This window comes from Sphingobacterium sp. xlx-130 (assembly GCF_011007405.1).
GTDB lineage: Bacteria > Bacteroidota > Bacteroidia > Sphingobacteriales > Sphingobacteriaceae > Sphingobacterium > Sphingobacterium luzhongxinii.
This window is the reverse complement of record NZ_WFKN01000003.1, coordinates 253,974-266,737: the sequence shown is the minus strand read 5'-3', so window position 1 is coordinate 266,737 and position 12,764 is coordinate 253,974. Positions and strand designations below refer to the sequence as shown.

Sequence of the window (12,764 nt, the reverse complement as noted above, 5' to 3'; positions counted from 1 at the left end):
ATCAGAGCCTATTTTTTGAAATAGGCTCTGATATTCTTTTCATCAACTTTAATCTGTTGCTGCATTTCATCCAATGAATCAAAGCGTTCGTCATGTCGGATAAACTCCATGAATTTGATGCGGATAGTTTTTGTATATAAGTTTTCTGTGAAGTCCAATAGGTTGACTTCAATTTTCCTATTCATCCCATCTACCGTAGGCCTTGTGCCAATATAGCACATTCCTTGCGCTGTTTTTTCTGGCTTCGGTTCTTGATAGGTTCCTAGGTCAATAGAAGGTACTTTTGGGTAAATCTCGACTTCTACAGCATAAATCCCGTATGCTGGAATAAGCTTGTGTGCCTCGTGAACATGAATGTTAGCGGTTGGGAATCCTATTTGTCTTCCGATTTGATCGCCCCGAATCACCGTCCCTGTTAGTTCAAATGGATAACCCAGATATTTATTAGCAGTGAGGATATCTCCCTTAATCAATGATTCACGTATACGCGTAGAGGAGACGGCTACATCATCAATATCTTGTTTTGGGATTTCTTGAACCTGAAAGTCAAAAATAGTCGAAAAATGGATTAAATCTTTGATCGATCCCTTTCTGTCTTTTCCAAAATGATGGTCATAGCCTAGGATTATAGACTTAGTACCTAGCTTATTGACCAATACATTTCGAATGTATTCTTCGGCACTCTGATTAGAAAAGTCTCTGGTGAATGGTGTTATAATGAGATGGTCTATGCCGGCTAATGCCAGCTGATGTGTTTTCTCCTCAATATCATTAATAAGACGAAGTCCTTCATCATCAGGATTGATAATAAGTCTCGGATGAGGAAAGAATGTTAATAACACGGATTCTCCACCAAACTCTTTTGCACAATTAACGAGCTTCTTTAATATTTTTTGATGTCCGATATGTACTCCGTCAAATGTACCAATAGTAACTATTGCATTTTCAAGAGGAGCAAATTCATCAAGGTTTCTATAGATTTTCATTAGAAATTATAGTCGATTTTCTAGTTCCATTGATGCTTTTTGAGCTCTAATGGTTTGTATTAATTCCTCTAGATCCCACGCCTTATCGACATGGTATTCACCGCTCATCGTTCGTCTTAAAGACGAAAGGTGAGAACCGTTATTTAATAATTTTCCAAGGTCATTTGCTATAGAACGTATATAAGTGCCTTTAGAACATTTTATACGAAAATATACAAGGGGTAATTCTATTTTTTCAATGTCAAACGCATGTATAACTACAGTCCTAGGCTTTAGCTCTACTTCTTCTCCTCGTCTGGCTTTTTCGTAGACCCTTTCACCATTTATCTTTAAAGCAGAGTGTGCTGGAGGATACTGACTTATTTCGCCCAAGAAGCTTTTTGCAGCTGTTAGGATTTCGTCTTCTGTAATTCCTGAAATATCAAATGTTTGATCGACTTCGGTTTCCAAGTCATAAGAGGGAGTTGTGGCTCCCAAAGTTATAGTGCCTGTATATTCTTTGTCTTCGGCCTGAAAGGAGTCTATTTTTTTTGTCAACTTGCCCGTACAGATAATCAATAAACCGGATGCCAACGGATCCAAGGTTCCCGCATGACCTACTTTAAGTTTAAGCGGTTTCATGGTATTTCTTAACTTACCTACGACATCAAAACTCGTCCAAGTAAGTGGTTTATCTACAAGTAATACTTCTCCTTCTGCAAAGGAAAAGTGTGTGTTTGATTGCTGAATATCTTCCATTAAATAATCTGTAAACTATGGCCACTCAATAGCATAGCTATAATAATCGCACCTACAATAATCCTGTACCAGCCAAAGGCTTTGAAACCATGTTTCGTCAAGATATCAATAAATGTTTTAATCGCAATTATAGCGACTATAAATCCTACGATGTTTCCTACAATTAAGAGATTGATCTCATCGCCAGTAAAAGTATGACCTTCTTTAAAGAATTTTAATAGCTTTACCAAAGAAGCGCCTAGCATCATTGGTATAGCCAAAAAGAAAGAGAATTCTGCTGCTGCTTTTCTCGTAAGTTGTTGTGTCATCCCCCCAACGATAGTACTCGCCGATCGAGATGTTCCCGGGATAAGTGCTAAACACTGATAACACCCGATTAAGAAAGCCTGCTTAAAACTGATGTTGTCTGAGTTTTCAACTGTTGGTTTATTAAACCACTTGTCAACAAACAAGAGCACAATACCTCCGATAACGAGCATTACGCCAACCATCAGCGGACTCTCTAATAATGAGTCAATCACATCATTCAGTACAATACCTAGAATAGAGGCTGGGATGGCTGCAACAACTAATTTATAGTAAAAATCTGACGATTTAAAGAAGCGTTTCCAATAGAGTACAAGTACGGATAGGATAGTGCCAAGTTGAATGACTATGGTAAACAGTTTGACAAATGGAGAAGGTTCGATCCCCATTAAAGCTGAGCCAATAATCATATGACCTGTAGAAGATACGGGTAGGAATTCCGTAAGTCCTTCAATAATGGCTAAAATAATAGCCTCAAAATAACTCATTCTTAGCTTCTTTTATTTTTTAGGCTTATAGAGTATTGCAACAAAACCCATTGCAAAACCTAGAATTACAACTAAAGGTGCTAGCGTGATCTTTGCAAAACTATAAATATCTTCAGTGCCCATCATCAATAAAAAACCAATGGCTACGATAACAATGCTGACAATGAAAAGTTGATAGTTTACTTTTTGAAAGACAAACGAACTCTGCTGTTTTTCATTATTTGCTATAGGATTTTTTTGTGACATTCTTTTTTAGTTATGTGATGAAGTAATGACTTACAAATCTTATTCTTAAAGTTGGTTGTTGCTACAAATTAACGGTATAAACTATGTGACTTAGCACGTAGATACTTGGTTACTGCAAAATAAGTACTCAATCCGGAAATCAATATACCTAAGATAACAACAATTAAAAATATAGCTCCAAATTCATACCAGTTGCGTAAGAAAACTAATTCTGGTACTTGCTTTTGCGCAAATTGTAGTGTAAATATAAGTAAAAGTATCGCTATTAGGGAGCCAATCAAGCCGTGAACGACCCCATACATAATATAAGGTTTACGGATGAAGTTTTTCGTCGCACCGATCAACTGCATGCTTTTTATCAGGAATCTTTGTGAGTAGATTGCTAATCGTATTGTGTTGTTAATCAATGCTACGGCAATAACCAATAGAATTACGGTGAAAGCAAGCACGATTATAGAGATGATCCGTATGTTCTTATTTACCATGTCGATCAGTGACTCTTGGTACACGACTTCCTTTACACGGCTATTTTTTGCCAGTTTTTGTATGAAAGGTTGTATACTGTCCGAATTGGCATATTGTTCCTTTAAATAGATATCAATAGAAGGTAGGAGTGGGTTATGGCCTAGATATTCTATAAAATCTTCACCAAGATCTTCTTTGAGGTTTTTAGCGGCAAGTTCTTTACTTACATATTCAGTGCGTAACACATATCCATCTTTTTCAATATCTTTTTGAAGCGATAAGACATCCCCCTCATTTATCTTGTCATTGACGATGACATTAAGAACGATATTCTCTTTTACGTACTTGGAGAGGTTTTTAGCATGAACCAGTATTAGGCCCAAAAGACCTGTCATTAACAATACCAATGCGATACTGATAACGGTTGAAATATATACAGATTTAGTTCTTTTATGAGACGAGCCTTGATCTACTATTGACATAAGCCTTTTTTATTATTTGATGCGAAAGTAAAGAATTAAGATGATTTTAGGAATAAATAATATAATAACCTAATTGAAGGAGTATATATTTAACATTTTTTATCGTCCTATCCTCACTTAATAATTACAACTAATATCTGAAATTATTATGGACAATAAAAAATTTTGTATTAAAAGTGACTTTAAATCGCTATTTTCGCAACTCCTGTAAAATTCTTTTTTTGTACGAAATGGATTATAATCATAAATCAATAGAACAGAAGTGGCAAGCCTTTTGGGCAGAAAACGCAACTTTTAAAACATCAGAATCAACCGAAAAACCAAAGTACTATGTGTTAGACATGTTTCCTTATCCATCAGGAGCGGGGCTACATGTAGGCCATCCACTTGGGTATATTGCTTCTGATATTTTTTCCCGCTACAAGCGTACTAAAGGATTTAATGTGTTGCATCCAATGGGCTATGATTCATTTGGTTTACCGGCTGAGCAATATGCTATACAGACGGGGCAGCATCCTGCCATCACTACTGAAGCAAATATTAAACGGTACCGTGAGCAGATGGATAATATTGGATTCTCGTTTGATTGGTCGCGCGAAATACGCACTTCAGAGCCTGATTATTACAAATGGACGCAATGGATATTTATGCAAGCCTTTAATGCTTGGTATGATAAGAATGAAGATCGTGCCGTGCCTATCGAAAAGCTTGTTGTTCATTTTGAGACCAAAGGGTCTCAAGGCGTTTATGCTGAGTGTGATGAGGATGTGCGTGTTTTTACTGCCGGAGAATGGATATCGTTTACGGAGCAAGAGCAGCAAAAAGAATTGTTAAAATATAGATTAGCTTTTTTAAGAGAGAGTACTGTTAATTGGTGCGCAGCTCTAGGAACCGTTTTGGCCAATGATGAAGTCATTAACGGCCTTTCTGAAAGAGGAGGCTTTCCCGTGGAACAGAAGAAAATGATGCAATGGTCTATGCGAATCACAGCATACGCGGATCGATTGCTTAAAGGGTTAGATACGATTGATTGGCCAGAACCTTTGATCGAGATGCAGCGCAACTGGATTGGTAAGTCGGTAGGAGCATTGGTCAAATTCCCTGTACCACAGCTTGATTCGGATATTGAGGTGTTTACTACACGAGTAGATACTATTTTTGGTGTTAGTTTTATCGTGTTGGCACCAGAACATGATTTGGTAGCTTCACTTACTACAGATGGACAACGATTCGAAGTTGAAGCTTACATCGACAAGACCTCTAAAAAGTCTGAGTTAGATCGGATGGCAGATACAAAGACCGTTTCAGGTGTGTTTACGGGATCATATGCTAAGCATCCGATAACAGGTGAAGACGTGCAGATCTGGATCGCGGACTACGTATTAGCAGGTTATGGCACTGGGGCTGTCATGGCAGTTCCATCAGGTGATCAACGTGATTACGTATTTGCGAAGCACTTTAATCTGCCGATAGTTGCTATTTCAGACAGTCAGAATATCGAAGAAGCCGCGGATCCCAATAAGGACGGCTTGTACATTAATTCAGGCTTTGTAAATGGGATGAACTATACAGAAGCCACAGCTGCACTTATAGCTAAGCTTTCAGAGTTAGGTTTAGGTAGAGCAAAAGTTAATTTCCGCATGCGTGATGCTATCTTTGGTCGCCAGCGTTACTGGGGAGAGCCTGTTCCTGTTTTTTTTAAAGACAGCATACCTTATCTAATTAAGGAGGAAGAGTTGCCTCTATTGCTTCCCGAGGTCGATAAATACTTGCCTACGGAATCGGGAGAGCCACCATTGGCGCGCGCCGAAGGGTGGAAGTATCAGGATCAATATGAGTATGAATTGAGTACCATGCCGGGGTGGGCAGGATCTTCTTGGTATTGGTTTAGGTATATGGACCCTCAAAATAGATCAGCTTTTGTGTCAAAGAATGCTGTTGATTATTGGAAAGCTGTTGATTTGTATATAGGAGGGTCAGAGCACGCCACAGGCCACTTATTATATTCTCGTTTTTGGAATAAGATTTTGAAAGACCTTGGTTTTCATAATGAAGAAGAGCCTTTTAAGAAGCTTATCAACCAAGGTATGATTCAAGGACGTTCCAGTTTTGTATACCGTTTATTAGATGACGAAGGTAGAGGGACAAATACGTATGTTTCGTTAGGGTTAAAGGATTCCTATAATACGATTCCATTGCACGTAGATGTGAATATTGTTCATAATGACGTTCTGAATACGGATAAGTTTAAGGCTTCCCGTCCAGACTATGCCGAAGCTGAATTTATTTTAGAGGACGGCAAATACATCTGTGGCACTGAGGTAGAGAAAATGTCTAAATCCAAGTTTAACGTTGTTAATCCTGATGATATTATAGCTCTTTATGGTGCGGATACTTTGCGCCTCTATGAGATGTTCTTAGGACCATTAGAACAGGCTAAACCATGGAACACAAACGGTATTGAAGGGGTTTATAAGTTTTTAAAAAAAGTATGGAGACTCTTTCACGATGCAGAAGGTAATCTGAATGTATCTACTGAAGAACCATGTAAAGCAGAGTATAAAGCGTTGCATAAGATTATTAAGAAAGCGGAAGATGATATTGAACGTTTTTCTTTTAATACCTCGGTGTCAGCTTTTATGATTTGTGTAAATGAATTGACAGAGCTCAAGTGTAATAAAAAGACAATATTACAGGATTTTGTTATTGTGTTATCTTCTTATGCACCACACATCACCGAAGAATTATGGGCTCTGTTAGGTAATGAGCCGGGATCAATTTCTTCCGCCGTTTATCCGGTATTTAATCCAACGTATTTGGTTGAGTCAGAATTTGCTTATCCAGTTTCTATAAATGGTAAGATGAAGATGAACTTGTCTCTATCCCTCGATTTAGATCAAAGGACTGTAGAGGAAATAGTGTTATCAAATGCTGATGTCATGCGTTATTTGGATGGTAAAGCTGTGAAAAAGATGATTTTTGTCAAGGGCAAGATTATAAATATCGTGGTGTAATCAAGTTAAATACAAAAAAGGGGCAACCGTAAAATTGTCCCTTTTTTTAAGCGTGTATGCTAAGTGGTCATCAAGAATCTTTGTCATGAGTTTGTTTTAGTATTGGTATTTAAGATCTCACCCGTTAGGATCGGCTTCGCTTCATTTCTGTTTTTGATCACCACCTCACGATCCTGAAAGTTTTATTTGGTTTCTATCTTAGTAGAGAAAAGTAGCCAACTTTATAAATTTGGCCTGCTTATTGAGGGATGTTTAATACATAACAAAATGAAAGGATAAAATATGATTAAAAAAAGAAAGGAAAAGAAAACAAGTTTACAGCGGAATCCACTTATGTTTTATATGACAAATTGGGGTTTTGTAGAAAGACCCACCGATACCAAGGCAAATAACACTAAAAAAAGTTAATATAAGTGTACCTTTATTAAAGACTTTAATGTCTAACATGCAATGCTTTCCATACGAAGCATTTTTTTTGTGCCATTGATTCAAAAAAAAGTCTGATGTTTGAATATCAGACCTTTTATTTTTTATTGGATAGGAGCCGGAGCTTCTTCTTCAAATAAAGGAAATTCCTTTATGATATTATACCAAGTGATTATTTTTTTGATATCAGAGGTATACACGCGTGATTCATCGTGTCCAGGAGCTACATTTCTAAAAAAATCTCGCAGTATGTCACTGCCAGATTTTGTATCGGGTGTGTTTACTCCTTCAGCTTTAATTCTCTCAAGAACATCTAATAGGCGGATTTCTTCTTCTTCACCATAGATGGTTATATCTTCTAATGTAGCCATTTTTGTTGTATTAAGATTGACTACAGATTTAATTTTTGCGCTATCTAGAGATTCTAGAATAAAACCACCTTTATTTTGACCGATAAGTTTAAACAAACCTGGTTTACCTGTTACTGATACTAAAGCTCTTAAATTCATCTTTTGGGTTTAAGGTTATTAATCTTCTATTACTTCAATAGCTAAAATACGGTCTCCTTGGCGGATATCATCTACTATATCTAGATTTTCTATCACTTTACCGAAGCAAGTATGGTTACGGTCTAGGTGAGCTGTGTTATTACGGCTGTGACATATGAAAAATTGAGAACCACCTGTATTACGACCTGCATGTGCCATCGATAAAACACCACGGTCATGATATTGATTTTCTCCTGTCAACTCACAGTCTATTTTGTAGCCAGGACCGCCTGTTCCAGGTACACCTGCAGCACCTTCTTTCGAGTTAGGACATCCTCCTTGAATAACGAAATCGGGGATCACACGGTGAAAAGCAAGTCCGTCGTAAAAACCAGATTTAGCCAACTTAACGAAATTTGCAACGGTATTCGGAGCGTCTGCTGTATAGAATTCTACAGTCATATCGCCTTTCTCTGTCTTGATAATTGCTTTACTCATTACTAAATAAATTTTGTTTTCGAGGTACAAAGATAGGCTTTTTTCGCCAAAGAAAGTGCCTGTCCGTTTGATCTGGACGAGTTAAAGTTTGTTAAGTTGTTCTATTTTTGTAATTTTAAGGAAATCAGTTATTTACTTTTATAAACTATGAGTAAACTTGTTATTCGTGAATGGGCAGAATCGGACCGCCCAAGGGAAAAATTATTAGAACAGGGGAGACGTGCCCTGACAGATGCTGAGTTGTTAGCTATTCTTATTGGCTCGGGGTCAAGAGGAGAGACAGCTGTAGAATTGTGCAGGCGGATTTTAAGCGATTCAAAAAATAATCTTGGCGACTTATCCAAAAAGGAAGTTCCACAATTGTGTGGCTATAAAGGAATAGGCGAAGCCAAAGCTATTGCTATCGTTGCTGCTTTGGAATTAGGCCGACGTCGCAAAAGTGAAAATCAACAAGATGCCGCTATATTGAATAGCAGTAAGAAGGTTTTTACCTATTTTAGGCCCTATCTACAGGATTTACCACACGAAGAGTTTTGGGTTATTTACCTGAATACAGCCTGTAAAGTGTTGAGTGAGCAGTTAATTGGTAGAGGAGGGAATGACTTTACGCCTGTCGATGTACGGATTATATTACGTTATGCCCTACAAAGTAACTCCAACTCGATTATTTTAATTCATAATCATCCGTCGGGTACATTGTCTCCCAGTCAGGCAGATAAAGTGCTGACCCAAAAAGTAAGTGAAGCAGCTCGAGTAATGGATATTCGCGTCAATGACCATTTGATTTTTACGGATAGTAGTTATTATAGTTTTAGGGATGAGGGATTGCTTTGATGCAAAAACAGGAAGCTTATATGGAGCTCCCTGTTTTGGTTGTTATTTTATAATAATCTTAAATGAATTTTGCTGTCTCTTCAGCTAAATCAATGATCTTGTTTGAATATCCCCACTCGTTATCGTACCATGATACGACTTTAGCAAAGTTATCATTTAATGATATACCGGCTTTTGCATCAAAGATAGAAGTGCGTGCATCACCCAAGAAATCTGTAGATACTACATCGTCTTCAGTATAGCCTAGTATACCTTTTAATTCGCCTTCGGAAGCTTCTTTCATCGCGGCTTTGATTTCTTCGTAAGAAGCCGCCTTATCTAATCGCACAGTTAAATCCACTACAGAAACATCCGCTGTAGGTACACGGAAAGACATTCCTGTTAATTTACCTTTCAATTCAGGTAGTACTAGACCTACAGCTTTTGCCGCTCCAGTAGAAGAAGGGATGATGTTTTGATATGCACCACGTCCTCCTCTCCAGTCTTTTATTGAAGGGCCATCTACGGTCTTTTGTGTAGCTGTTACCGCATGTACAGTAGTCATAAGTCCCTCGACGATACCAAACTTGTCGTTCAATACTTTGGCGATAGGAGCTAGACAGTTTGTTGTACAAGATGCATTAGAAACGATATTTTGCTCTGCTTTCAACTCGTTATGATTTACACCCATTACAAAGGTTGGTGTGTCGTCTTTTGCAGGAGCAGACATGATTACTTTTTTAGCACCAGCATCGATATGTTTTTGCGCAGTTTCTTGTGTTAAGAATAAGCCTGTTGATTCGATAATAATTTCAGCGCCGACTTCATTCCATTTTAAGTTTGCCGGATCTTTCTCTGCTGTAACGCGGATTGTTTTTCCGTTAACAATTAGGTTACCATCTTTTACTTCAACGGTACCATCAAATCTTCCGTGAGTTGAGTCGTATTTTAACATGTAAGCCATGTAATCAGGCTCTACCAGGTCATTGATCCCAACAACTTCGATATCTTTACGACCTACAGCTGCTCTGAATGCTAAACGACCGATACGGCCAAATCCGTTAATTCCAATTTTCATTTTTTTCAATTTTTATTTATATAATACTTTGTTAAATTTTGAATAGGCTCTTTGACGATTTTTTCGATGCCTAAATGATATTCATTCCCCAATTCAATCAACCAGTCCTTATAGTTGTATGCCACTGATCCAGTGAGCGATATCGGTGAGTCCGGATAATTGTCTGCTAGTGGGATAAGGTAGGTTTTGATGTATAAATCCAATCCTTTTTTTATAATAGGCATCATATAAGGGTCGTTTTTATTTTCCTGTATGAAGTCAGCAAAAGAGGTGAGGAATATATTTGGATTCGGGGTGTTGTATATTTTTTCCAGGATTGTCTTGCGGTCAATATTGTGTCTTTCCAGCAGTTTCTCCCGGAATCCATTGGGCATAGCTTCTGTAAGGAAATCCTGTAATATCTGTTTGCTTAACCAGTTCGTCGAACCTTCGTCAGCCAGTATATAGCCCAAGCCGTAGTTATTTTCTACGATCTTTTTCCCTGTAAAATAAGCTGCATTTGAGCCTGACCCGATGATCCCCACAATACCTTTCTCATCACCAAACGTAGAAATTGCAGCAGCATCAAGGTCGTGTGAAGCTTTTACTCTTGCATTTTTAAAAAAAGAAGAAAATACCTGTACAATTTTTTCCTGACGATCTTTTGATGAGGCACCTGCTCCGAAAAAGAATATTTTGCGAACTTTTTCTGCGTTATAAAGCAGATCTGTGTTTTTATTTAAAAGCTGGTTGATGAAATTTTCATCCTGAATATACGAGTTTATTCCTGCAGTTCGAAATCCGTGAAGAACTTTACCTTTGTCGACTAGGCGCCAATCTGCGTATCTTGATCCAGTGAAAATTATTAAAATCATGACTCTACTATTTGTTCATTATGTTAGCAATGGCCAGCAGTTCTTCGTCCAGTTTGAATTCCTTTTTGCTTAAAGCTTCCTCTAGAGGTGTGGTTACAATTGCTGTTCCTCTTAAACCTACTGTAGCTCTACTGTTGCCGTTAAGAAGTTCTTTTACTGCTTTGAATCCCATTCTTGTTGCTAAAACACGGTCAAAACTGCTTGGTGAACCGCCGCGTTGAAGATGCCCTAATATACTAACTTTGATGTCAAGATGATTGAATTTTTCTTTAACAATTTTTGCAACATTATAAGCGCCACCATTTTTATCTCCCTCTGCTATAATGACAATCATGGAGCTTTTATTTCTACTTTCAGCCAGTTCAAGCTCACCAAAAAGCTCCGTAATACCACTGTCGACTTCTGGCATTAAGATGGCTTCTGCACCACCGCCTACGCCAGCGTTCAGTGCTATACATCCTGAGTCCCGTCCCATTACCTCGACAAAAAATACCCGGCTATGGGAAGATGCGGTGTCACGTATCTTGTCTATAGCTTCGATTACGGTATTGTTGGCCGTGTCGTATCCTAAGGTGTAATCCGAACCATATAAGTCATTGTCGATAGTTCCTGGAATACACATAACAGGAATATCAAACTCTTTGGAGAATATATCGGCACCGGTAAAGGTACCATCACCCCCGATAGCCACCAGCGCATCTATGCCCTGAGTATGGATGTTGTCGTAAGCCTGTTGCCGACCTTCCTTCGTTTTGAACTCCAGGCAGCGAGCTGATTTTAACACAGTTCCTCCTTTTTGGATAATAGAGCTTACCGAACGACGATTCATGTCGATAAATTCTGCATCGATCATTCCTTGATAGCCTCTGTAGATACCAGTGACCTGTATATTTTCGTATATTGCGGTTCTCACAACAGCGCGAATAGCTGCATTCATTCCTGGTGCATCACCACCTGAAGTAAAGACACCGATGTTCGTTATTTTTTTCAAATCAAACTAATTTTAGGCAATACGAATATAGTGTGTATTTCTTACACTATTAAATTTTTAACGATTTTTTTTGCTTCTTTTGTAATTTTTAAGCAATATTGCCTAATATTTAGCTGATTTGTTACTTAAAATAAAGAGTTTGTGCTTTCCTTTTTTACTGTAGACTGTCTGATCCTGACTTTTCATGAAGGACAATTAAAAGTTCTTCTTACTGAAAGAAACGAATATCCCTATAAAGATTGGTGGGCTGTTCCTGGTTACTTTGTGGACAAAGAAGAGGAGATGGAAGATGCTGTGAAAAGAATTTCGTACGAAAATACAGGTCTAAAAGATATTTATTTAGAACAGTTAGCGGCCTTTGCGGGAGTCAAAAGACACCCTGAAGGACGTATTCTGACAGTCGCTTTTATGGCCTTGGTCCGTTACGAGGATGTGAAAAATAAGGTAAAACCTGTCACGAACTATATGCGGCAAGCCAAATGGTTTGATGTAAATAATGTACCTGAATTGGCGTTTGACCACAAAGATATATTACGTATCGGTTTGCATAAATTGAAAGCGAATCTTACGTTTTCTTTTGCTCCGTTTGAACTTCTCCCGGAAAAATTTACTCTTACGCAATTGCAGCAGATTTATGAATCTATATTAGGAGAGTCTTTGGATAAGCGCAACTTCCGTAAAAAAATGAGTAATTTAGGTTATTTGAAAGAACTTGATGAATATCAGACTGGGGTATCTTATCGAGCAGCTCGTCTTTACAAAATCGATAAGAAAAAGTTTAATAAGCTTTTTGTGTAAATAAAATTCCCGAATTATAGCTTTTTTGTTTTGTCAGAGAATTGTTTTTTTTTACTATTCTTAAGGTTTCCAGGTGCTCTTTCTGTACTTTTG

The 12,764-nt window shown here is 37.9% G+C and carries 13 protein-coding genes; 3 read left to right on the top strand and 10 right to left on the bottom strand.

The features are described from left to right. Window positions 1–8 precede the first annotated feature (8 nt). From G7B18_RS04455 to G7B18_RS04435, 5 genes are all read right to left on the bottom strand, one after another. Window positions 9–986, bottom strand: coding sequence for a bifunctional riboflavin kinase/FAD synthetase (locus tag G7B18_RS04455; protein WP_164108163.1), 978 nt, complete (start codon window positions 984–986; stop codon window positions 9–11). 6 nt (window positions 987–992) lie between these two features. Further along, window positions 993–1,724, bottom strand: a complete 732-nt coding sequence (gene truB, locus G7B18_RS04450; protein WP_164108164.1) for a tRNA pseudouridine(55) synthase TruB — start codon at window positions 1,722–1,724, stop codon at window positions 993–995. After that, complete coding sequence (locus G7B18_RS04445) at window positions 1,724–2,518, bottom strand: undecaprenyl-diphosphate phosphatase (protein WP_164108165.1); 795 nt, start codon at window positions 2,516–2,518, stop codon at window positions 1,724–1,726. Before G7B18_RS04445 ends, truB begins: the two co-directional genes overlap by 1 nt. 12 nt (window positions 2,519–2,530) lie before the next feature. Next, complete coding sequence (locus G7B18_RS04440) at window positions 2,531–2,764, bottom strand: DUF3098 domain-containing protein (protein WP_164108166.1); 234 nt, start codon at window positions 2,762–2,764, stop codon at window positions 2,531–2,533. 68 nt (window positions 2,765–2,832) lie between these two features. Beyond that, window positions 2,833–3,711, bottom strand: coding sequence for a cell division protein FtsX (locus G7B18_RS04435; protein WP_164108167.1), 879 nt, complete (start codon window positions 3,709–3,711; stop codon window positions 2,833–2,835). 230 nt (window positions 3,712–3,941) lie between these two features. Between G7B18_RS04435 and leuS the strand changes: the two genes are divergently transcribed. Then, a complete protein-coding gene (gene leuS, locus G7B18_RS04430; RefSeq protein WP_164122126.1) occupies window positions 3,942–6,725 on the top strand; it encodes a leucine--tRNA ligase in 2,784 nt (927 codons plus the stop codon). A 530-nt stretch (window positions 6,726–7,255) separates the two neighbouring features. Here the strand turns inward: leuS and G7B18_RS04425 are convergent. Both G7B18_RS04425 and G7B18_RS04420 read right to left on the bottom strand, forming a co-directional pair. Beyond that, window positions 7,256–7,660 (bottom strand): DUF5606 domain-containing protein, encoded by a 405-nt coding sequence (locus G7B18_RS04425; RefSeq protein ID WP_164108169.1) that lies wholly within the window; start codon window positions 7,658–7,660, stop codon window positions 7,256–7,258. A gap of 18 nt (window positions 7,661–7,678) precedes the next feature. Continuing rightward, window positions 7,679–8,137, bottom strand: coding sequence for a peptidylprolyl isomerase (locus tag G7B18_RS04420; protein WP_164108170.1), 459 nt, complete (start codon window positions 8,135–8,137; stop codon window positions 7,679–7,681). A gap of 147 nt (window positions 8,138–8,284) precedes the next feature. On the opposite strand from G7B18_RS04420, the gene radC reads away from it, so the two are divergent. Next, complete coding sequence (radC, locus tag G7B18_RS04415; RefSeq protein ID WP_164108171.1) at window positions 8,285–8,971, top strand: RadC family protein; 687 nt, start codon at window positions 8,285–8,287, stop codon at window positions 8,969–8,971. Window positions 8,972–9,029: 58 nt separating this feature from the next. On the opposite strand, the gene gap is transcribed toward radC, so the two are convergent. Genes gap through pfkA form a run of 3 tightly spaced genes read right to left on the bottom strand, consistent with a single transcriptional unit; the run spans window position 9,030 to window position 11,873 of the window. Further along, on the bottom strand, window positions 9,030–10,028 hold the full coding sequence (gap, locus tag G7B18_RS04410; RefSeq protein ID WP_205600162.1) for a type I glyceraldehyde-3-phosphate dehydrogenase: 999 nt from the start codon (window positions 10,026–10,028) through the stop codon (window positions 9,030–9,032). 5 nt (window positions 10,029–10,033) lie between these two features. Then, window positions 10,034–10,882, bottom strand: coding sequence for a hypothetical protein (locus tag G7B18_RS04405; RefSeq protein WP_164108173.1), 849 nt, complete (start codon window positions 10,880–10,882; stop codon window positions 10,034–10,036). Between the two features lie 7 nt (window positions 10,883–10,889). Further along, a complete protein-coding gene (pfkA, locus tag G7B18_RS04400; RefSeq protein WP_164108174.1) occupies window positions 10,890–11,873 on the bottom strand; it encodes a 6-phosphofructokinase in 984 nt (327 codons plus the stop codon). A gap of 141 nt (window positions 11,874–12,014) precedes the next feature. On the opposite strand from pfkA, the gene G7B18_RS04395 reads away from it, so the two are divergent. Further along, a complete protein-coding gene (locus G7B18_RS04395; protein ID WP_164108175.1) occupies window positions 12,015–12,671 on the top strand; it encodes an NUDIX hydrolase in 657 nt (218 codons plus the stop codon). Window positions 12,672–12,764 lie beyond the last annotated feature (93 nt).

Bases quoted from the DNA above. Each gene is read 5' to 3' on its own strand.
- G7B18_RS04455 (WP_164108163.1), bottom strand. From the start codon at position 986: ATGAAAATCTATAGAAACCTTGATGAATTTGCTCCTCTTGAAAATGCA.
- truB (WP_164108164.1), bottom strand. From the start codon at position 1,724: ATGGAAGATATTCAGCAATCAAACACACACTTTTCCTTTGCAGAAGGA.
- G7B18_RS04445 (WP_164108165.1), bottom strand. From the start codon at position 2,518: ATGAGTTATTTTGAGGCTATTATTTTAGCCATTATTGAAGGACTTACG.
- G7B18_RS04440 (WP_164108166.1), bottom strand. From the start codon at position 2,764: ATGTCACAAAAAAATCCTATAGCAAATAATGAAAAACAGCAGAGTTCG.
- G7B18_RS04435 (WP_164108167.1), bottom strand. From the start codon at position 3,711: ATGTCAATAGTAGATCAAGGCTCGTCTCATAAAAGAACTAAATCTGTA.
- leuS (WP_164122126.1), top strand. From the start codon at position 3,942: ATGGATTATAATCATAAATCAATAGAACAGAAGTGGCAAGCCTTTTGG.
- G7B18_RS04425 (WP_164108169.1), bottom strand. From the start codon at position 7,660: ATGAATTTAAGAGCTTTAGTATCAGTAACAGGTAAACCAGGTTTGTTT.
- G7B18_RS04420 (WP_164108170.1), bottom strand. From the start codon at position 8,137: ATGAGTAAAGCAATTATCAAGACAGAGAAAGGCGATATGACTGTAGAA.
- radC (WP_164108171.1), top strand. From the start codon at position 8,285: ATGAGTAAACTTGTTATTCGTGAATGGGCAGAATCGGACCGCCCAAGG.
- gap (WP_205600162.1), bottom strand. From the start codon at position 10,028: ATGAAAATTGGAATTAACGGATTTGGCCGTATCGGTCGTTTAGCATTC.
- G7B18_RS04405 (WP_164108173.1), bottom strand. From the start codon at position 10,882: ATGATTTTAATAATTTTCACTGGATCAAGATACGCAGATTGGCGCCTA.